This window comes from Flavitalea sp. (genome assembly GCF_035489435.1).
Lineage (GTDB): Bacteria > Bacteroidota > Bacteroidia > Chitinophagales > Chitinophagaceae > DATHKG01.
Genome location: NZ_DATHKG010000180.1, coordinates 44,300 through 68,079, shown reverse-complemented (window position 1 = coordinate 68,079; position 23,780 = coordinate 44,300). Strand labels below are relative to the sequence as shown.

9 protein-coding genes are annotated in these 23,780 nt (G+C 42.0%); all 9 read left to right on the top strand.

All coding sequences use genetic code 11. From position 1 onward, the window contains the following. On the top strand, positions 1-271 hold a 271-nt coding region (locus tag VK664_RS28560), incomplete at its 5' end, for a hypothetical protein (RefSeq protein WP_461402149.1). Between the two features lie 26 nt (positions 272-297). Next, positions 298-588, top strand: a complete 291-nt coding sequence (locus VK664_RS28555) for a PAAR domain-containing protein (RefSeq protein WP_461402148.1) — start codon at positions 298-300, stop codon at positions 586-588. A 17-nt stretch (positions 589-605) separates the two neighbouring features. After that, positions 606-1,031: a GPW/gp25 family protein gene (locus VK664_RS28550; protein WP_461402147.1), complete on the top strand. Its 426-nt coding sequence runs from the start codon at positions 606-608 to the stop codon at positions 1,029-1,031. Between the two features lie 54 nt (positions 1,032-1,085). Next, positions 1,086-5,576 carry a hypothetical protein gene (locus VK664_RS28545; protein ID WP_461402146.1) on the top strand — a complete coding sequence of 1,497 codons (4,491 nt, stop codon included), beginning with the start codon at positions 1,086-1,088 and terminating at the stop codon, positions 5,574-5,576. Between the two features lie 7 nt (positions 5,577-5,583). Then, positions 5,584-12,249, top strand: a complete 6,666-nt coding sequence (locus tag VK664_RS28540) for a hypothetical protein (RefSeq protein ID WP_461402145.1) — start codon at positions 5,584-5,586, stop codon at positions 12,247-12,249. A gap of 7 nt (positions 12,250-12,256) precedes the next feature. Then, the gene (locus tag VK664_RS28535; RefSeq protein ID WP_461402144.1) at positions 12,257-13,699 is read left to right on the top strand and encodes a contractile injection system tape measure protein; all 1,443 of its coding nucleotides are present in this window, start codon (positions 12,257-12,259) and stop codon (positions 13,697-13,699) included. 147 nt (positions 13,700-13,846) lie between these two features. Beyond that, complete coding sequence (locus tag VK664_RS28530) at positions 13,847-20,824, top strand: eCIS core domain-containing protein (RefSeq protein WP_461402143.1); 6,978 nt, start codon at positions 13,847-13,849, stop codon at positions 20,822-20,824. Between the two features lie 68 nt (positions 20,825-20,892). Next, complete coding sequence (locus VK664_RS28525) at positions 20,893-21,732, top strand: ParA family protein (protein WP_461402142.1); 840 nt, start codon at positions 20,893-20,895, stop codon at positions 21,730-21,732. 10 nt (positions 21,733-21,742) lie between these two features. Then, positions 21,743-23,776: an eCIS core domain-containing protein gene (locus VK664_RS28520; RefSeq protein ID WP_461402141.1), complete on the top strand. Its 2,034-nt coding sequence runs from the start codon at positions 21,743-21,745 to the stop codon at positions 23,774-23,776. The last annotated feature ends 4 nt before the right edge of the window (positions 23,777-23,780 follow it).

Genomic DNA, 23,780 nt, shown 5'->3' with positions numbered 1-23,780 from the left:
ACTGGACGAGAGTTCAATGAAGATCGAGATAAAGGATCAGAATAGTAATTCGATCACCATGTCACCCACAGGCATTAAAATGGAAAGTCCACTTCAGATTGATATCAAGGCGGGAACAGTACTGACTCTTGGCGCGGGTGTTTCGCTTGCGATTAGCGGGCCATCGTTATCAATGAAAGCCGATGCCTCGGTAAGCATTGAAGGAGCATCGGCAAAGCTGGCAGCACAAGGACCGAACGTGATCAGCGGATTACCGGTCATGATCAATTAAAATATTAACCTTAACGATATACAACTATGCCATCTGCAGCAAGAATAACGGACATGCATATCTGCCCTGCATTCAACGGGCCGGTGCCACACGTAGGAGGACCAGTGACCGGACCCTGCGTACCCACTGTTTTAATTGGCAATCTTCCTGCCGCCGTCGTCGGTGATCTCCTGGTTTGTGTCGGACCGCCCGATTCAATTGTGAAAGGATCAACGACGGTAATGATCGGCGGACGACCTGCAGCAAGGCAGGGCGATCTTACTGCACATGGCGGAGTGATTGTAAGCGGATTTCCAACAGTACAAATCGGTGGATAAAAGAAAAATAATAAAAGATGAATCAGACATTCAATTCATTTCTGGGAACAGGTTGGGCATTCCCTCCAACATTTGATCCGGAAACCGGACAGGTCGAAATGGTAAGTGACGTAAAGGATATCAACGAAAGCCTGAACATACTTCTTTCAACAAGTCTTGGCGAAAGAGTGATGCAGCCAAAGTATGGATGTGATATGCAGGAATACATATTCGAACCTTTGAACAGTTCATTGATTGGGTTTATCAGGGACAGGATCGAAAATGCGCTTTTGGTTTATGAACCGCGGATAGACGCAGAGAGAATTGAAGTGACCCAGGCGGATTCTTTTGACCTGATAGAGGGAAAGTTCTTTATATCTATTGAATATACGATCCCGGGAACAAATTCCCGGTTCAATTATGTGTATGATTATTATTTAAACGAAGCATTGAAGCCAGTTTGACGATGATGAATAACGGTGAGTCTTCAAACTATTCGTATTTTCTAAACTCCTTTTATGATTTGTTGTGACAACCTGATACATCCCTTTCAGAATGATCCCGGTATCAGCCAGCGTCAACGGGTTATTGACGATCTGTTGTCTGGGTCCGCGCAAATCGACGGTCGAAAAACCGCCGATCTGCTGGATTATTTTTCACAACTTTCAAGGCATATTAATTTTTATGACAGCCAGTTGAACATTAGCGACTGGCAGGCGTTCTTCCGTAAAAGCATTCCATTTTCACTCACTGGAATTATCAAACATAATAAGGATACTGTTCAGCAAAAATTCGATAAGTATAACAAATTGTTCGATAAGCGTCCAAACAGGCAGTCTCTGCAATTGATCGTTCATTTTATTTATTTTCAAACAATTCATCTTGTCAATCGCTGGCATAGCGAAATGAAAGGAAGCGACCTGCCGGTTGAAAGATTACTCGAGAAAATGATTCGGGATAAATTGCTTGAACCCGTAAAGAAATATATATGTCTTACCAACACCGCAACCGAGAAATACCGGATCAAAAAGATTGATTTTAATAAACTGCAACAATCAGGTGTTTGGGAATTAAGTGCCTTTGATCTGCGGGATACATCCTGCTTTGTTTCAAATGCCCCGACCAAGCGCAAGCGTTTGATCGCTTTGCGGAATGAAATTGTATCTCTCTTTCCGGCATTTATGAATATAATCAGTCTGACCGGACCGGGTGCAGAAGCGAGCATGGAACTCAGCCTGTTTCCTTTAAAAGAAGAATTTCAGAAAAAACATAGTCCGCATCTTGCGTTACTATTTGCTTTTTTGAAATTGTTCAGATACCTGCAGAACGATCTGAACGGGTTCACCAAAAAACATCTTGATTTTTTTTATCAGGATGTGTTGAAATTAAACCCGCGGGATGCAGTACCGGATAAAACGCATATCCTTTTCGAGATCCAGAACCAGCTGGACAAATACCTGATCAAAAAAGAAGTACAGGTAAAGGATGGGAAGGACAGGAATAAGGAAGATATAAATTTCGCACTGAATGATGAGATCGTGGTGAATAAAACAATAGTGGCGGATTTACGCACACTATTTTTGAATAATCGTACCGTATTCGATCAGACTTATCTCGAAGGAGTTTATAAGGCGCCGGATGCACGGAAGGCAGATGGAATTGACAAAGACTTTAAGGACGATGATGCAAAAAGCTTTCCAACCGTTGGATCTAAACTGAGCAAATACATTCCTCCCGAAAAGAAATTTTTTCAGCCTTATCCTTTTGCCCGACTGGGTTTTATCCTTGCTTCCCCTGTGTTGTTATTAAATGAAGGAACCAGGAATGTTACCATTACGTTGGCCTGCGAATTAAAACAATCCTGCAATAATCCTTTGCAATTTTATTCTCCGGAACTTTTATATCCGAGGATAAAAGAATTATTTGCCAAAGGATTTTACTATATCTCGCAGGACCTGATTAAGGAAGCTCAAAAGCTTGGAATAAAGCAAACTTTGATTGACCAATTATGGAATTTTTTATTTGATAAAAAAAGACAGGGTTGTTGGGAAGAAGAAACTATTTATGATAAAGAAACCTTTGTTACAGCCCGTAAATGGCGGGTTGAATTCTATAATGGTTTGACAGATGCAGAACAAACAGCAGTTTCGACCTTGTTTATAGAAAGACGATTATTTAAAATTCACTTTAGCGGAAAGAGTGAATGGATAGAACCAAGCAATATAAGAAGAATAAGGTTTTCTTTATTGGATCCTGTTACCAAACGGTTTTCAATTATCATTAAAACAAGATTAAAACCGGATAAGGACCCCGTTACTTTTTATGATAAGGAAAAATTTAAAGAGGATTTCAATACAACGCTTCCAATGGTTAAAATTGAGTTGGACGAAAGTATTAAACTTTTAAGAGGAAATGATTCTGAGGCAACTCCTTGTTGCGTTGAGGTTGATCCGGGCAATTCAAGGAAGCCAGTTTCATTTTATCATTTTTTAAGGGACGTTGTAATTGTAGACAGTTCCGGAACAAAAGCAACTCAGATTGATGTCCGGGTCTGTGGTATCAAAAAGTTCATTGTTCAGAATGATGAAAGTATTCAGGATGTGAACGGTCCTATTTACCCCTTTGGGGCAAGACCTGAAATTATTGATTTTGATATTAACCAACGTCCACCGCTCTACAATCCCCTGGGACCACCCCTTGTTACGGATAGGAACCTGATAGGCCCGAGCTTTTATGTTGGAAGTAAAGAAGTATTTTGTAAAAAATGGAATGAAGTATATATAAATATTGAATGGAAAAACAAACCAAAGGATTTCAGGGAGTATTATAAAGCCTTTTTAAGGGAATCTCCCGGAGGCGGACCTTTTGGCCTGAATGAACAATCGTTCCTGATAAACCTTTCCATTTTGCAGGAAGGAGGATGGGTGAAGGAAAATGCGCACATTTTACCTAGTACGGAATTAGTAACGATCCGAAATGTCGCTTATAATGACCGAAAATTATTTGAGGATAATGGGAAAGCTGCGTTTTGTAATACTCCGGATACATTAATACAAACCTTTTTGCTTAAGAGTTCCTTCTTTACGTTGAATCAAGAATTCTTTACGGATAATGAAGAAACCATTAAACAGGAGCTTGCGAGCAATGGTTTTTTGAAGATCAATCTGCAAATCCAGGATTTTTGTCATAAAAACTATGCGTATGTTCTGGCCCGGCAGATGATGGCACTTGGGAAACTTCCTGATGCCAAAATCGAAGATGCAATGTATTATGATGCTGCAGGCAATCCCATTGTTTTCAGCACAAATTCGATAAAAAATGAAATGACCGCGGCTGGCAATATTGCCAACCGTGTTGAAGCAGATATAAATTTGAATCCTGGAGGTATTAAAAACCTGGCTGGAAATCTTGGAAGTGGCGCAATTAATGATCCCAATGCAGAAAATATTCGAATAATAATACACCCCAATCCGCCTGCCCCCGGAGGATTAAATCTAACCCAGGATGTTATTGATTTAAAAAATAAGATAAATGAAATTAGTGGTATCATTTCGAACAATGATAAATTTCAGGCCATCATTCCCAACGAGCCCTGGACACCAATCATAAATTCGATATCACTCGATTATACCGCCACAGCCACTATCACCGATATTGACCTTATTCACCTGTATCCTTACGCCGGAACATATAAGCATGAAGAAATTGAATTGCAGCCTACCCTTTTTGCAAAGCATTGCGATGAGGGTACCTTGTTTATCGGGCTCAAGGACTTTGTTCCCGGCAGTAATTTGAATATCCTTTTTCAACTAGCCGAAGCAACCTCCGATTCGGAATCCGAAAGGGAAAAACTTGCCTGGAATTACCTCGATAATAATGAATGGAAAGAGTTGCGTGAAGGATTTGAGGTGTTGGATGATGCAACAGATGGATTGACCACATCAGGTATAATCAAATTCGCCTTGCCTGAGAACATGACTAAGGACAATACCATTCTTCCGAAAGATCTGCATTGGATCAAAATATCCATACCCCGAAATAGCGGATCAGTTGCTGAAACAATCGGTATACATACCCAGGCCATTCAGGTGGTATTTACGAATGAACCCGAAAACGATAAACTGAGACTGACCGAACCACTAGTTGCGGGATCGATCGGAAAACTTAAAGAAGCTGATCCCTTGGTGAAAACTATCGTTCAACCTTATGACTCGTTTGGAGGACGGGAACCGGAGGTAGAAAAAAATTTCTATACGCGCGTGAGCGAGTTATTGCGACATAAAGGAAGAGCTATCCAAAAATGGGATTATGAAAGGATCACCCTGGAGAACTTTCCCACCATTTATAAAGTGAAATGCATCAATCACAGTTTTGCGCTTGATGCAAAAAAATTCCACAATGATTTTCCTGTTGCCCCCGGTTATGTGCTGTTAGCGGTGATTCCGGATCTTAATCAATTGAAAGCGGGAAATTCTTTTGAACCAAAAGCCCCCGTCAGTTTGCTGGATGATATTGAAGATTATGTAAGATCGAGGACTTCCCCATTTGTAAGATTAAGGGCTATGAACCCACGCTATGAAAGAATTCAAATTTGTCTTAAAGTAAAATTATACAAGGGCAGGGATGAAATTTTTTATAAAGAAAAACTGAAAGAAGATATTCTCGAATTTCTTGCGCCCTGGGCGATAGGCGAATATTCAAAGCTAAGTTTTGGACAGTGCATAAACAGGTCTGACCTGCTTCGTTTCATTGAAGGACTCGATTATGTTGATTATATCCTGCTACTCTCGATGAAGCATGAAAGAGACGCAGCTATGAATGCAAAGATCCAGGAGATCTGTCCACGAACGCCGAGATCCATATTAATTGGAGGAGAAATAGATATCTGTATCAAACAGGATGACTGTGAAGATTGGGAAAAGGATCAGACCGGGAACTATGTGAATAGTTGCCAGAATGAAAGTGTACCAATAAAAGATTTTTGTAAACCACCGATAGTTATAGAATAAGTAGATAATGGCTGAAGAGCAAATTGATATTAAAGTAATCAGCAGAAAGAATTCGGGCTTTCCCGAATGGCTCGACTTTGAAAAGTTAAGAACTGAAGGCATTGATTATCTTGGCCGGCTTTCGGGAAAAATCTGGACTGATCACAACGTACATGATCCCGGGATCACAATCCTTGAAGTGCTTTGTTATGCGCTGATGGACCTTGGTTATCGGGCAAACTTACCGGTAGAGGAAATATTTGCAAGAGACCCGGAGAATACAACACGTGATGATAATTTTTTAACGCCGTCACAAGTATTAACCAATAACCCTCTTACGATAACTGATTTCAGAAAACTACTCATAGATATCAAGGGTATAAACAACGCATGGTTAGCGGTTGCAACTGATCAGGATCCAAATGTCTTTTGCCCACCGGACGAACCAGAACCCGAGCCAGATCCAAATAATCCGGAAGGCGGTACAATCCTTTTGCATGTTCCTGCCGGCCAGGATCCCTATTGCACTAACTACCTGAACGGACTATATCATGTTTACCTTGATCTGGAAGTTAATCTTGAGAAAGAGTACAGGGGAAGACCAAATGAAAAGAAAAAATATACTGATTGTTTGATCGAAAAGGTCAGTAAGGCATTGATGGAGCACAGGAATATTTGTGAGGATTTCATAGACATAAAAATTCTTTGCAAATGGGAAATCGGGGTTTGCGCGGAGATAGAAATAGAGGATAATGCAGACCCTGAAAGTGTTTATCTCGGGATGGTGGACAAACTGAGAGAGTTCTTCTCCCCGTCACCACGTTTTTATACCCTGCAGCAATTATTGGATGCGAATAAAACGATGGACGAAATATTTGCCGGCCGTCCATACGATGTCACCGAAAGCCATGGGTTTGTCGACGTTGCCGAATTGGAGGCATTGAAGTTCCGCAAATCCATTCATGTTTCTGATGTGTATGGCGCATTGTTTTCGGTTAAGGGTATCAAAAAGATCCAAAGATTGCGTTTGCGCAATTGTACAGGTTCCAAGTCCATTAAAACGGAAGAATGGGTTGTCAACATTCCCGAAGATCATGTTCCTGACTTTTCAGTGGAATGTTCAGGTTTCGAATTCAACCGCGCAGGTATTTCGGTTTCATTTGATTTCCGGAAATATGATGGACTACTTGAAGTTAATTTCCAGCATAATGGGAAGATCCTTTATACTGCTCCCTCAGATAAACTTGATAGTGAGATACCGAAAGGATTTTATCACAAGGAGCTTGGAACTTATATATCTATTCAAAATGACTTCCCTCGCGTTTATGGCATTGCGGAAGGAGGTTTGTCCGACAAGGTTTCACCTCTAAGGAAAGCGCAGGCCCTTCAATTAAAAGGTTATTTGCTTTTCTTCGATCAATTGCTGGCAAATTACCTGTCACAATTAAAGAACATGAGGTCGCTATTTTCTTTATCGATTCCTGCAAACGATTCAAATGAAGGGCGGCATACTTATTTTTCATCTCTGCCTGGTGCTGTTCCCGGGTTTGGAGAATTGGTTCGTTATAAGGTTGATGAAACAAGTATTCCTTCAGGTGAAACCGGCTATCTGGCTTTTCCCGTTAGTAAGAAATACCTGAAGGACCTCGCTGATCAGGGAAAATTGAGACAATTGGAAATTGACAGCGTTCCCAATTACCGGTTTACTACCGCTTCCGAAAAAGATACTGCGATCAGTTCCATGATGGAAGATTTCTTTAACGAAGTGATCTCTGTCGAATATGTGGTAAAGAATGATGAGTGCGTATATTATTATATTCTAAGCTCATCAGACGACTATGCATTGATCGGACGAAAATATTATAAGAATGAACAGGCAGCAAGGGAAAGTGTTGCTTCGCTTAGATACGCCGCAAGTGTTCGAAGCAATTATCGTTCATCTACTATGACTTCTCCGCCAGGGTTTTCATTTTCGGTAGAACTGAATATTTCCACCTATGCGAATTTTCTCCAGGCTTTAATCGAAGATGAGGCCCTGTATCGTAAACGCAGACACTCTTTTCTAAATCACCTGCTTTCCAGGTTTGCTGAGAGATTTACGGACTATGCCTTGCTTTCTTATGGATTTTATACAGATGAAGTATTGCAGGGCAAAGATATCGAAGCAAAGGAAAGATTTCTTTCTAACCTGCCGTTGCTGACCAGCACAAGAGGAAAGGCATTTGATTATCTGGCGGATGGCTGGTATAGTGATAATAATGCTGGATTTGAAAAAAGGATGCGGGCTCTGCTTGGTCATGAAGAACTGAAAAGAAAAAGCCTTTGCAATTTTGCCGTTTATGCTTACGATGAAACGTATATGTTCAGCCTCTCCCTTGGCGATGACATATCCTTTAAAAGCAGCGAAAAATTTGAGACCAGGGAAACGGCTTCAAAGGCAGCAGCTAAATTGTTAGATGCATTGACAGATAGAGCCAATTACAGGACTGATAGGATCGCACGCCAAAATGATTACCTGCTTCGCGTCAACTATGGAAGCGGTAAAGAAGCAGTGTTTTCCAAAACTTATTCATCTCCTTCCATTGCGGAATCGGTATCTGATGGATTTCAAAAAATGATGATGAAACCGGAATCTAAAGGGCAACTGGAAATTGCCAGTTACCGGCATTCAGCATCCTTAAGAGATACACATGAACAGACGGTGCGGGTGCTTAGTGAATCATCATTAAATCCGGAAGAAATAAAGAAAGTTGCATTAAAAGCGATTGGCAAAGTGAATGATCCCGGGACATGGAAGCAAGGAGAAAAACCGGTTGAAAAAATTGGAAAGCTTATAGCAAACCCGGATCCTCAAAAACCACTGTTCGTTGATCGCGATGAATATAAGGTCGATGTAGACAATACCATCGTTGGCAAGCCGGATAAATTCAATTTCGAGTTGCTGGACAAAAATCATCGTTTCAAATTCCTTTCCATCAATGAATTTGACAAGAAAAAAGATGCTACTGACGCCTGCCTGCAAGTGCTGAGTCTGATGACCGATGCTGACAACATTGTAATTGAAGAAGATCCCGGATTCCGGAAATGGAGTATTTATGTCACTGAGAAACAAAATAAACTGGCCGTTAGTTCCTGGGTAATGGATTCACACCAGGAAGCTAAAAAAGTAGTGGATCAGATAAATGAAGCCGTGCAGCCGACTGTCTATCATCTTACCATCGACGCAGTTCCTGATAGCTGGAATTTCAAGTATGAACTGGGTTATGAACCAGGTGAGATCCTTACGGTCCAAAGTGTTCAGACCTATCCGGGCGAAGCAGAAGCCCGATCAGCATTAGTTGATTTCAGCAGTTCCCTTGTTAATTCAACTGCCGAAAAAACAAATTCTGACTGGGTGATCAATACCGGTGGTTCCGGGAAAAAGTCACCCCTTGCCAGATTTATTAATTTACAGCCACAGCCTTTTGAAGATCCTGAATCGGCCCTTCCCTACAAAGTATTGGAGCTTCAGAAAAAAGTGAATCGCTTATCTGAAAATCGTGATAACCCGGAAACATTTGCATCATATGTGGATGTGCATGAAGACAGCAAGTGCAGGTATGTTTATCACCTTGTAGATAAGGATGCTTTATATGCTGTGCGCACCAGTACAACGACGACAAAATCTGATGCGGAAAAATTAAGGAAGGATAGTATTCAGAAAAATATTGAAGACTATAATTTCCTTGAGCTGTATATGAAAGGGGAAAAGATCGTTGTTGAAAGATCAGGTACTGATGGGAAAACAAAATGGTATCATTACCGGATAAGTTCTTTGAATCTTATTAAGAGTCCGATTGGAGGAATAGATCAAAAGATTGTTCTGTTTGAAAGTACTAAGGGATTTCCCAACAGGGAAGAAGCTGAAGCCGCTTTCCTTGAAAATTATATGAAGATCCTGACCCTCGGTCTTGACCTGGCTAATTACGGAGAAGGTAAGCCGATCAGCGAAACGCCAATCCTAATTCAAATCGAGGATATCTGCATCAGCACTGAAAGTATGGTTTACGTGCCTGCCGAAACCTTAAAGCACCTTGGTACATATCCGCAACAGTCAATTGCGGAACTTATCCGGGTGGTACAGTCGTACCCCATAAGGAGCATCAGGAAAATTGGTGACAAGGAAAAGTTCGATGAACGTTTTCTTCCTTGTAAAAAAGAAGAAGTGTGTAAGGTCGTTGTTCCGGAAGACTGTGCGGTCAAAAAAGAAAAGCCCGTTTACTTTTTTGTATTGTATGATAAAGCCACAGATCAGGAAGATTGGCAAAGTCCCGATTATTTCGATAGCGCAGACGAAGCGATGAAAGCTTTCCGGTTTTTCCTGTTGCTATTAAAGTACGAAGGGAATTATTTTATTGACTGTGACTGCACCGGTCTGTTTAAAATCTACATAAGGGAAGTATTGGCAGAAAGCCTGGACCGGTTTATGAACGAAGAGCTGGCATGGGGGAAAGATGGGATCCAGCATTTTATTAATGTTTCACAAACTGAAGACGCATTCCATGCATACGTGGACGATTATTGTTGTAACCGGTTCTTCGTAGCATGCAAAAATATCAGGATTGTTCATCCATGCAAATTCGATACACCGGAGATCAGGGACAATGTCATAAGGGAGCTGCAAAAATTTGCTCCGCAATTACTGAAATGGAAGTTCGATACGTTTTGTGATACCGTGTGGAAGGATATCCTGGTTGATCTCGAAGGCAATCCTCTTGCACATGTGAATTTCAGGACTGAAGGCGGAGTTTGGTCGCCGGATGATATCCTGGAAGGTTATATCGGGATCATCAGCTATATCGGCAGATATCCGTTGTGTATTGATGAAGACAAGAATGAAGTTTACCTCAATATAGATACGAATCATTCCATTCATTTTACACAGACTCCTGGTTCCGGCATCAATTCTTTAGAAGAATTAAGGAACAAGCTTTTGTGGCTTGCCTGTTATTTCCCATTCACTAATAAAGAATCAGGTAAATCTTCTACCGGACGCAATGTTGAGCGATTTTGCATTGAGATCAGGTTGCCAGGTTTTAATCCCTGCGCTGACTGCAATGGGAATGAAGGCAAGCCTGAAGAATTATGTCCCCTGGCATGGATCAGCGAATGTTGTTTTGGATCCTGCGATGAATTGATTGCAGCGTTTAAGATAATCGTTAACCTGCTTCAGCATTTTCGGTTGTACCTGCCCGTTTTTGATTGTAAATGTGGTCCCTATGGGATCGAACTTTATGATGTTACGTCCCGCTGTATAGACGAAATGCGGCATCCGGATTCAAACACTAACAATGCCAATACAATATCTCTGAACAGGATAGTGGCCAGAAATCCGCAATGCTATCCAGGTGCGGAGATAATGTGCGAAGCCATCACGAGGTCAAAAAAACTGATCAATAGTGAGGGGCTCCACCTGGTGGAACATATCTTGCTGAGACCCCGCTGCCCGGAGGATTGTGAATGTGTACTTGAGCCTTGCCCGAATCCCTTCGATGATTGCAAATTTCCTTATTGGGATGATCTCGATGATGAAGATCCCTGTGATACAAGAAAACCTGTTTGCTTTCAACCCGGGCATGATCCTTATTCGTTTATTGCAACGGTTGCATTACCCGCGTGGCCTGAAAGGTTTCGGAAAAAAGAAAGTCGTGCAATTATTGAGAACATGCTTCACCGGGAAGCTCCGGCGCATGTTGCCTTACGTGTTTTATGGTTAACGCCACATGACCTTTGTTGCTTTGAACAGCAGTATAAACGATGGTTGATATGGATCGCATATAAGAAGTCCTGTCTTGATAATTATAAAACCTGCGACTTCGTCAACTTCCTTTTCCACCGCGAATTTGAATGTTGGATTGATAGACCAGCCTGCGACAATTGTGAAGATCCAATTGAAGAGGATAGTTGCGTTCAGCGTATTAAAGATGAGGAAGGAGAAAACAACCAGAACAAATGCAGACCCCAGAAATGGACGGAACAGATCAATGAATTGTTTTGTTGGAAAGATAAAAATTGCAGCGATAGCTTTTACCTGCCCTGCGAGGAACCTGTTGTCGAAATCAATAATGAACGGAGCGCAAAATTAAAAACCAGAGAAAAGCCGAAGGCGAAAACGCCTGTTAAACAAGAAAAATCTAAAGAAGCGCCAGAGACGAAAATACCTGGCGAAAAAGAAAGAGCAGTTGAAGAACCGGCAGATGTAATTGACCCACCGAAAAAGACGAGCAAGACAAAATTTGTGAACAGCCGCCTGGCCGCTTATAGAAGGGAATTGGACTCAATTGTCGAAAAATCCAAAGGCAATGACCTTATGCTGCGGGCAAGACGTTTCCTGGACTCCGGTTCCGCATCGTCTGAAGAGTATAACAAATTACTTACAGAGCTGAATAAGGCCTGGGATAAGGCTAAGGCAAAAAAGACAGAAAGCAAAAAACTCTTCGACATTATTTCGAATATTACCCGATTTTATCTGGACAAATTGTTGTTCAATGGTGGTGTAACAGAAGAATTAAGTGAGCTCCGCACGAAATTTTTATCAATGCGCAAAAAAGGTATGAATACCGGCAACATCTATAAGTCATGGCAACCTGGGATCGTGCAGGAATATCAACCCGAGCTTGATTTTGCAAATCTGGAGAAAATAATAAAAGGATAGTAATAGTATGCGACATGTAATCAGAAAGCAGGTCCTTGACATTAACCTGAACAAAACACAGGATGCATTTCGCGTACAAAATGATCTGAGCCGCTTTTATTGGAATCAGATTGTTCCAACACTGGAACGGGTATTTAATGAAATATCAGTAGAAGATGAGATCATTCAAATAGATCAACTCGAACTGGATCTGGGTAAGCTCTGGTTGGAAAGCATCGGTTCAGGAAAACCTGACAATGATTTGTTTGAGCGATTATACAAACAGATAAAGGAAGCAGTTGCTACCAAAAAGAAGACTTCAGCACAAGGCAAAGTTAAAAGCATTGCCGCTCAATGGTTGTATTATATGGAAAGGGGTTGGCTTGATTGGAACACGCTGGAAATTGATCACGAATGGAATCGCAAAGTATTGGAAGCCTTAGCTACGGATTATGCCAGCATTACAGCGTTGCGACATCTCGTTCAAAAGGATTCAAGGGTACGCGCCAGGATAGCAATGCGGCATGATGAAGTTTATTTGCTTCAGCTCATTGAAGTATTGACTGCTCAAAAGCAAGATGATATAGCTCATGTCATAAGAGAGTTGATTAGTTTGTTTACATCTTTGAACATTCAAATTCCGGCCGATCTTTCATCCCCTGGAACAATTGAGAAACTTCTATGGAGTCAGGCAATTTTTCTTGCTGCAATTCAGGGTAACAAAATGAATTCGCGGGAGCTGGCTGCAGAAATCCTTAACCTGTATATAGGGGAGAAAACTAATCCGGCATGGAAACGAATTTTATCAGTGACTGACGCCACCGCTCCCTATCTGAGTAAGTTTTATTTATCGGAAAAGTACAGGATAGAATTCGACTATGAGGAAAAGCATTTAACCTGGAAGTCATTAGAAAAAATGACTCAAGGTCAGAAAAACATACAACGTGAAATTGAAAAGCAATTGTTCGAAGACGGAATTTTCTTGAACAATGCCGGCCTGGTATTACTACATCCTTTTTTGTCAACGTTGCTGACACGGATTGGATTAATAGAAGCTGGTTCTTTCCGTGAGCCTTTAACGCATCAAAAAGCCCTGCATGTGTTGCATTACCTCGCCCTGGGACGTCATGCAACCGAAGAGCACGAACTACTGATGCCAAAGATTTTATTGGCTTATCCATTGGAGGATCTGGTTTTGCTGGATTTGCATTTAACAGATGCTGAAAAGGAGGAAGCCGATAACCTGTTGGAGACTGTAATTGCACGATGGCAAATTCTTCACAATACTTCAAAAGCCGGGTTAAGGGAAGGATTTCTTCAACGAAGGGGAAAATATTTCTTAAAGAACGATAACTTCTATTTACAGGTTGAACAGAGTAGTATTGACATGCTTCTTGACCATTTGCCCTGGAACCTGAGTATTATAAAACTTCCGTGGATGAACCAGATGTTGAGAGTTGAATGGAGATGATATTAGACCTATAAACCAATTATCCGAAGTAAGGAGTCCGGATTTTATCTGAAAAATATTGTTCAGAAGCAGATAAGCTGCACTTAAAAATAAAATGACCTGAATGACTTATCAACGGATCATACTTAATGTTTTAAAGATGAGGAAATGAAGGCTGTTGGACAAACCACGACCTCGGCACCTCCAAAAAGTGAGTCTCCTTTTTTCAACAAGGGGGGCGAGGGGGATTTTGTTGGGGAGTCTGCCGGCAAACAACCTTTTTTTAAATCATCCGGTGCAGCCAAACCCTTCTTTCAAACCAAACTTTCAATAGGACAAGCCGGGGATCATTATGAAAGAGAAGCCGACGCAATGGCTGATAAAGTGGTGCAACGTATGGCAACTCCGGATATCAGGGCCAAAAAAGATCCTGCTATACAGGCAAAGCCATTAACGCATAGCATTACACCACTTGTGCAAAGCAAATGCGCTTCTTGTGAACAGGAAGAGAAACTAAAAAACAATGACGACGAAGCGGAGGGAGAACAACCAGAATTGCAAAAGAAACCAATTTTTGAAAGTAATGGCGATCCCCCGGAAGATAAGTTTTCGCAATTTCAACGCAAGCCGATATTCGAAAGTAACGCTGACCCAATAGAGGAACAATTGCAACGCAAGGAAGCCGGAAACCCTGGGACTGCGGCCTCCTCTGCTGTTGAAAGTGGAATAAGCAACAGCAGATCGGGTGGCAGCCCACTCGCTCCGGAGACTAATGCTTCAATGAGTAACGCATTTGGAACAGATTTTAGCGGAGTGCGCATACACAATGATTCATCAGCTGCACAGCTCAGCAAGGACTTGAATGCCCAGGCATTTACACATGGAAATGATATTTATTTCAATTCTGGCAAGTATGATACGAATTCTACTGCAGGAAAACATCTGCTGGCTCATGAATTAACTCATACAGTTCAACAAGGGAATACGATCCGGAAAAAAGATGATAAAAAAGACAAAAAAACTGATACAAAAGAAAAGTTACCGCCTCTGCATAAAGCTTCTGACGCAGAACTACAGGAACAGAAAAAAACGAAAGGCGATTACAAGGGTTGGTTCACAAAAAAAGGAAAGGATTATGAACTGCATCTTGACAAACTTGAGGCAAAAAGATATCTAAAGGAAAAGGATGTAAAGATTGATACCCCATATCGTCTTCCGGGGCCTGCTGAAGAAAGGGAAACAAAGCAAATGTCTATTTGGAAATCTGAAGTGAAGGAAGATGTTTTTAGTTTACTCTCAAAGATATGCACGGTTGAAGAGAAGGATACAGATAAGTTATTAATGCTTGCTTTGAAAAAGAGTAAGGCAAAAGGTCTGATAGGAACATTTAAGCAGGTTATTAATGAAATAATGGTTCCGTTTTGGGGAAAGAATGGAAAGTCTATGTTGTATGATGTAGAGCATATGATCGACTGGCAATTGGTTGGTAAGAAAGCGGACAAAATTGAGAATCTGATACTACTTGACCGCTCTTATAATCGCACCCTTGGTAACGAGGTAAAAGCGAGTATCGACACTCATATAAAAAAACTCGCTGAGCATTATAGCAAGGAATTTATAGTTAATACCAATCCCGATAATGTTCGGGCTAACTATCAAATAGTAGTTGAAAGTCTGGATTTTCGGGAGGAGCGCATAAAGAAAGAACAGCTCTACAGTAAGGAAGAGCTTTTAGATGCGGCTGCAGGTGCCTATCAAAAAAAGCATATTGAAGTTGGACCGGCTATAATTCCCAAAGGACATTTTCTATTAAAGACAACCATGGGAAGGGCTGGCTATATTCTTCCAAACAATGCTAAAAAAGAGAGAATAGGTACATGGTTCGTTACAACAAAGTATAATAAAAAAACAGAAGAGATTGAGTCGATAAAACTCGAGTTAGCAATCGAAGATAAAGACAAGATCATTGAAGTTGGTAAAGGAGATATTGAAGCGATTGAATACAAGAAGTTCGACTCCAATGTTTACCAGATTGAAGGAACAGACCTGCGAAAGCAATTCGGATCAGCGTTCAAGGAATTGCAGGTTAAGCCCTTTAGCCCAATCGTTTTGGATGAACCCGATATTGAAGGATTTAATGCTAAAGTGAGTGGGAAGGTCGTTTCCAATCTCAGCTTCCTGAAAGACGTTGACATCAGATTCAACTTCGAGAACGGTGAATTCCTGATCCGGGCCGAGATTCCGTTAACTAATATCGGAAAGAATATTCCAAAGCCTTTTGAAGTAACCAGTTGCAGTATTATCATAGCCGCGGGTTCAAGGGAAGGATTAACTCTGGCCGGTAACCTTGCATTTCGACTTGGCAAATTTGGTGAAGGAGAATTAACAGCTGGAATAAACAACAGGATCGGTTTCTTCTTGCACGGAAGTTTTGACTTTGACAGTAAATACTTTAACCCCGCAAATGTTTCATTTGAGTACGAAAAAGGAAAATGGAGCATAAAAGGTACGATAGGAATCGAGGAAGGAGTGATAAAGGGTGTGAAAAGTGCTACCCTGGAGGTTGGTTATAAAGATGAAAAGTTCACGGCAGCGGGTAACGCGGAATTAACGGTGCCAGGAGTTGAAAAAATAATCCTGGCAGCGGAGTTTGATTTACAGGGAAACTTCGCATTCAGTGCCGAGGTGGCACTTGGAAAATTACCCGGAATAAAGAGCGGTAATGTAAAGGTTTGGGTAAAGTCAAAGGAAGGCGAAGAAGGCGTGAAGGTGAGTGCTGCCGGCAAGGCCACTCCTGATTTTCCTTCGATCCCTGATCTGAGTGCTGAATTTTCCGTATTGTATGATGATGGTGTCTTCGATGTGAAGGGCAGCGCCAAGTATAAAAAAGGAAGGTTTACCGGATCAGTTGAAATGGGCGTAACGAATAAAGCGGTTGATGATAAAGGAAAGCCACAGGGTGAAGCGCCACCTGAAAAAGGACCCGTCATTGTTTATGGTTTTGGCCAGCTCACTGTAGATCTGTGGAAGGAGAATAAAGGAACTGTAAGCGTCAGGCTTACGCCAGAGAAAGAAGTGCTGGTTGCCGGAATAATTCTTTTAAAGAATTTGAAACCATTCGGGGATGGGTACCATTTCAATGAACCATTAATAACTTTCCCCACTATAAAAATTCCGTTGGTTGGACTTCCCGGATTAAGCATCTCAGCATTTATTAATGGCGGTGTATACTTCAAATTCGATTGGGATCCGCTTGTATTGAAGGAGTTGAAGGTTGAATTGAGAGAGATCAACGTAAACGAAATTGAAAATGCAACCCTTGATATACATGGTTCGGTGGGTTCGATAGCCAGCGCTGAAGTTTATATGGTAATTCGTGCCGGCCTTGAAGCTCAGGCACTAATTGCAAAACTCAGGGGCAGCATCGGAGGTGAAGCAGGATTGGGAATTACCGCAGAGGCAGGAGGCGAACTGGATGCAACCTTTAATAAGGATAAAGGCCTCCAGTTTAAGGAGGTCAGAGCGTTCCTGAATGTTACACCAAAGGCAATATTTCGGTTAACCGGTGAGGTTAGTGTTGATCTTGACCTCTGGTTCACCGAAATAAACCTTTACTACCATAAATGGATATTCGCAGAAAAGGAAATAGATCTTAGTGGTCTGGTCCTGAAACTGGACTTTCCGCTCAAATTCGGTGAGGATAACTCGCTAATACTTCCTGATGTCTCACAAATGAATCTCACAAAACCTGAATTTTCAGGTTCACAGGGACAACAGATCCTGGATGACGCTATAAATGGGGATGCCAAGAAAGAGGTGGAAGAAAAGAAACGGCAAATCAGAGAAGATGTTAAAAACGATTTAAGAAAGGGCCAGTATGATGAGAAGTTTACTTTGAGTGATTACAAAAAGAAAATGCAGGAAAAGTATGAGGATAATGCAGCGCTGAGAGAATATGTATTGAAAACTATCGACGAAGAAGCAAAGGTTCTCGAATATGAACTGTTTGAAAGGCAGAAGAATATTATCCGCGCATCAAGCGTGCCATTGAGTACAAAACTGGCGTTTCTCAACATTTTCACAATGTGGACCTTGTATATTTCTGAATCAGATGTACAGGCATTTAGTACGGAACTCATCAAAGCTGATGAAGAAAAAAAACTGGCTCAACAATCAAGTCAATTACCTGATCAGGACCTTAAAGATAAATTGCCAGGAGAAGGATCCCCTGCAGCAAGCAGCAGCACACCACCACCCAATAGTTCCTCAACTCCAGCCGCAACCAACTCTACCGTACAGAAAAAAGAGGATACGGCGCGAGGTGGGGGAGCCGATAATCCGGCTATTGGAGTGCCTTCTACAAATCAAATCGAGTCTTCCCTTGCTTCATCCGGCGGTAAGGGCGAGCCATTATCTGAAGGAACGAAACACGAAATGGAATCCTCGTTTGGTGCTGATTTGTCAAATGTCAGGATTCATGACGATGATCAGTCTGCACAAATGAACAAGAGTCTGAAATCTCAGGCATTTGCTCACGGATCAGATATATATTTCAATCAGGGAAAATATGATCCGGGAAATAAAAATGGAAAGCATTTACTGGCTCATGAGCTAACGCATGTAATGCAACAAAACCCGGAGGGTGTGGATCTGGAAAATTCTCAGGTTCAACGGCAGCCTGAGCATGCCAACCCGCCAACTACGGAGGTCCGGGATCTAACGGGAATAGTCAACCTGGGTTCTGTTCAGGATTTTGATGCAGCAAAATGGCTGAAACAATTAAATATCCCTCAGGAAACAATTCCACCGGGTGTAGTACAAAATCAGGATTTTAAGCTGGCGCTTCTCAAACGACTTAATCCTGCATCGGCAAGCGTCATGGTTCCGTTGGATAATATTCCTGATGATTTCGCTGGTCTGCAGAATAACCAGATGGCGGAAGTGCATGGCGAAAGTGTTCTGGATATCTTTTTAAAAAACCAGGGGGAGAACGATACGACCATGCCGAACTATGCCGGCAGGGCTGCAACTAAAGGTGTGAATACAGCTCTCGGCGCTGGAGGTTTTTCAGCCGCCGGACCTAATGCAATCGGAATTGTAGCTTTCCCCATGTCCAAAACAGCGCGTGTTACAGTTGGCGGTGGAAAATGGGGCACTCCCGGGCCGTACCTGCCCGGATCTCAAATTGTTCTTGGTCACACCGCTCTATATGCAAGGATCGATGGAAAAATTGCAATAATCAAAAGTTATGGCCCTGCATCTTTAGTGGATGCCGCGAAAAATATAAAAGGTGTCAGCGCTGGTACAAAAGGTGTTGATTCAAAGATTCTCGATCATATGTCAGGGCAAGGTCCGGGCGGTAATATGTTTGAAGTTAACCAGGCCCGTTCAATCGAATATCCACTCTCCAAAGAAAACGTTGAAAAATTCATTAAAGACCTTCCACCTGCAGGTCCGGTTTCCGGAGGTTCTTATACCGCCAGGCCCGAAACCGCTGGTCTGTGTAAAGGGCGGAATTGTGTTCATTGGGCAGTTGAATGGGTGGAAAATACATTAGGGACGCAGATTGGTGAGGGAGGTACTTCACAAAAGGATATTGGTGGAAAGAATACAGCAAGGCAGGGGAAAGTAATGGAACTGCTTTCAGAAAAAAATCCAAAACCATTAAGACTTCCTGATGGATCAACGATACAGCCTAAAACAGGCAGTATTCCAACATCTATGAAAATCATTAAATATGGAGGGAAAATATTTACGCTGGTCGATATAGGTTCAAGTATTCACAGGATCTGGAACGCCAGTGATGAAGATTTAATACAGGTAATTGGTGAAGAGGCGGGAGGATTTGCATTTGGAGCTATCGGTGCGGAAGCAGGCGCAGGAATTTGTGTAGCGATTGGTGTACCCACAGGTGGCCTGGGTTTGATAGCATGCGGCATAGTCGGAGCTATCGGTGGCTCGAAAGTGGGCAAATATGTTGGGGGTGCTATTTTTGGATTACCTATGGCTATTCTTCAGGGGATGCACATAGTATCATGGTTGTTGGAGAGATTTATGGATGTTACGGAAGCTGGCGGCAAAGCGATCCACGGGTTCTTCCAGTTTATCTTTGAAGAACAGGTCAAAGCCCATGAAAGATTAAACTTTGAGAATTGGGATTTAAGATTTCTGCCAGAGCCATTAAAAAATGATATCAATCTATTGGGGCAGAACATGTGGAGCCTTTTGAATCGGGAAGAAGTCGGAGCGCCAAAGCCAACCCAGCCAATGGATAAAGTATATTCTGTTCTCAAAAAATCACAACTGAAATTAATCGAATTAGGCATACCGCTTCCTCTTCTCCAGAGCATGGCACAAAAAATGACAGAAATTAATGTAAAGAACGGCGGAAGCCCATATTCAGCCGACCAATTTGTCAATATGAATTCCGTCGAGTTCGTGGAATTTCTTGAAATGTGGAAGCTTCAATTTAAGCAAAGCCCCGTATTTATTGCAAACCCTGAGAACTATTGGAGTGCTGGTGATCCAAACACGCATATGGGTCATTTGAATATCCACTACAGGAATGTCATTGAAACAAGATCAAAACTCAATATTCATAATTGGGGAAGCTTTGCAATTAAAGAACCGCTCTTTGAATTCTTTGAAAGAGAACAGGCCAAAGAAGAGGCAAAAAAAGCGAAGAATACTGAACCAGAACCAGTCTCTGCGGACGAGGAAATGCTGCCCGGTGAAACACCTGTCGATATGGTAGCTTTTGGCTATGATTATTACGATAGTATCGGGCAGTCACTTGAAAATCACATCCGGGAAATAGGCAGCCTTGTTTGGTCGGTTATGGGCCCATTAAATTTTAAAGATTTTACGTCTTTAATGTATAAGCCGCTATCTGAATTTAATCCGGATCAGGCAAAGGTGAAGCAAATAGCTCATGGCCTTTCACTGGTTATAAATGCCATCGGAAATAAACAGGGTAGTGGGATTCTTCAAATGACAGATGTTGACGCAGATTTCATCTTAACGCAAACACCTGCGGATTTGGTCGATTCATTGGTCCAATACAATTTATTAACATATAATAAAGCGCCTTCGGAAATCGCTGAAATTGCATTGATTTGGATGAATGTTGGTTTTGAGCCATGGTAAAGACTTTGAACAGATTCCAGTATCGATGTTGAACAAATCAATGAGCGAAAACTTTTAAATCTAAAGTGATGTCTATAATTTCCATTGCTATTTTGAAAGGAGGTACCGGGAAAACAAGTACAGGAATAAACCTCGCCGCAGCGTTACAGCACCGTGAAAAAAAAATTTTGCTAGTCGACGCTGACCCCCAGGCAAATCTTTCGCAATCACTCGGCATACCCGATGAGCCGGAATACAATCTTTATACAGAACTTAAAAAGGAAATGGCAGGAGAGGATGCCAATGTGCACAGGGCTATCCTTGAAATTAAGCCAGGCTTGTCAGTCTTGCCGGCATCAATTGAGTTGGCAGGAGCAGAAATGGAATTGGTTAGCGTGTATGGAAGGGAACAAATGCTGAAGTCCATTCTTGAACCCATTTCCGGGAAGTATGATTTTATATTTATCGACTGTCCTCCCGCAATCGGATTGTTGACAGTGAATGCATTGGTGGCAAGCGATTTGGTACTGATACCTATGCAGGGAGAATTCCTCCATTTAAAAGGCGTGTATAGTTTCATGCGTCATTTCATTATGATCCGTAAAAAGCTGAATAAGAAGCTTGATTTACTAGGCATAATACTCACGCGGTTTGATGAACGTAAGCTGATGAACCAACAGGTGAGGTCAGGATTGATTAATGAATTTGGCTCAAAGGTTTTTCAAACAGTGATCAGGTCAAATATTCAATTAGCGAAAGCACAGGAAGCCGGAAAAGATATTTTTGAATTTGATCATCATTCCCATGGCGCCGAAGATTATCAGCGCCTCGCTGACGAATTTCTGCAAAAATTAGCCAATTTTGAAAACGGGAATTCTTCAAAGGAGTTTTCTGAGTTATCAGTGAGTCCAAATAGTTCTTCAACCTAATCCTTTTTATATGTCCTACGCTACCCGGGTTTATCGTCAGCGCAATGCGCACACTCACGATGAAACAACTGACCAGGCGCCTTTTTTTACGAGATCTGAGAAACAAGCTGACCGTTCAAAAAGCAGTCAGCCATTCTTCCAGCCGAAGTTGGAAGTAGGTGCGCCGAATGATAAGTATGAGAAGGAGGCAGATGCCGTTGCAGGCGCAGTGGTGAATAACCAGAATAAATCTGCCGCGACAGTTCAGCAGAAAAAAATAAGCAGCATTCAACGCCTGGCCACTCCTGAGGATGAAGAAAAATTATCCACCAATGAGGACCGGATGAAGGAAGATAAAAAGGTACAGCAGAAACCGGAGATCCAGGCTAAATGTGATGAATGCGAAAAGGAAGAAAAGGATAAGGCTGTACAAAAAATGGATGATCCCGAAAAAGAAAAGGACAAGATGGCACGGGGACCTGTTCAAAAAATGGGTGATCCAGAAATGGAAAAGGAAGATGATAAGAAGAGTGGGGTCAATCCGGTCCAGAAGAAATCAGATGGTTCGAAACCGGCATCTTCTCAATTGTCATCACGGATTGAGCAATCTGCCGGCAAGGGCAAGGGAATGGGCACGAAAACCCGCGACGCAATGGAATCTTCCTTCGGTCATAATTTCAGTGATGTTAATATTCATACAGGAGCGGAATCTATGGAGATGAACAGGGAACTGGGAGCCCAGGCATTTACTCATGGTAAGGATATTTATTTTAACTCGGGCAAATACAACCCGGATACCAGTAGTGGCAAACAATTACTGGCACATGAGCTCACACATGTCGTCCAGCAGAATGGGGCAACTGAAGCGCCTATTGAAAGAAAGATCTCGGTCCAGGATCCTCATCAGAATATTCCAAATCCAGACGGAAAAGGATTAAAGCAATCCAACGAGGTTACCGTTTTAGAATACCTGGGTAAACTCTGTCCTGATACCGGCATTATGGTTGGGGACGGACAGGTTGATCTGTTGGATACAGGTTTTTGTTTCCCTTCCGAACAACAGGAAGACGGTTCATTTAAAAGCCCTGCTGAACTAAGCGATCATCCGGTTTCCTGTGAATGTTTGTGTGAAATGATCATGGATCCGCTTGACCTGATTACCATCCACATAGATGATAATGTAGCAGGAACCGGATCTACAGGGTCTGCTGGTGGGATAACTGTAATATCGGTTCCCTCACCAAATGCCAAAGAGCAGCCGGTAAGAGGCACAACCGGGGAAAGCGTTGAATCACCTCCTCATATCATCCTTGCCCATGAAATGTGTGGACACCATTTCCTTGCAAAACATGGAGTAGATGAGAGGGAAAATGTGGCAAATATGGCTCGTGGTGGCCATGACTCTGCAATAGGCCGGGAGAATCTGATTCGTGAAGAACATGATATAAAAACCCGTGGCACTTTCCGTGACCCCTGCTGTGGTCTTGGTGAATCTACTGCTGAGGATCTGGCTAAACCATCAGGGAAATGTGGTAAGGAATTCGAGGAAGCTAAGAAAACGCACCGGGGATTTGCTTTTGAATGTCAGCACTGGCGGCAGGAATACAATAAATTAAATGGTACCAACTTCACTACCGACGATGCTATTCCGGAAGCAGAGGATGAATCCCTTCCTGCCAAATGGAGATTCGAGATAACTTTTAAAATTGACACTCCACAGCCCTGGTTAACTCTTCAACAAAGTCTCACGGAGGAAGGCAAGGAAAGTTTGCAGATCGTAACATTACTTTTAAACAGACACCCCGATTTGAATGCTCAATTAGCAGGAAATGCTTCAACAGATAATGCTTCGGGGGATCCTGATTATAATAACGAGCTTGCCAAACGAAGAGCAGAATTTGTTTTCAAAGACCTGGTTGAAAAAGGAACCAGTGAGGAAAGGTTTACTACTTTCGACAGTGATTGCGAAGAATTGAGGGACGGAGTTCACAATTGCGGTGATACGGAAAGTGAGAAAAAATCAAATGCCCTTGATAGAAATGTGGAAGTGAAAATGTTCGATTAATGAT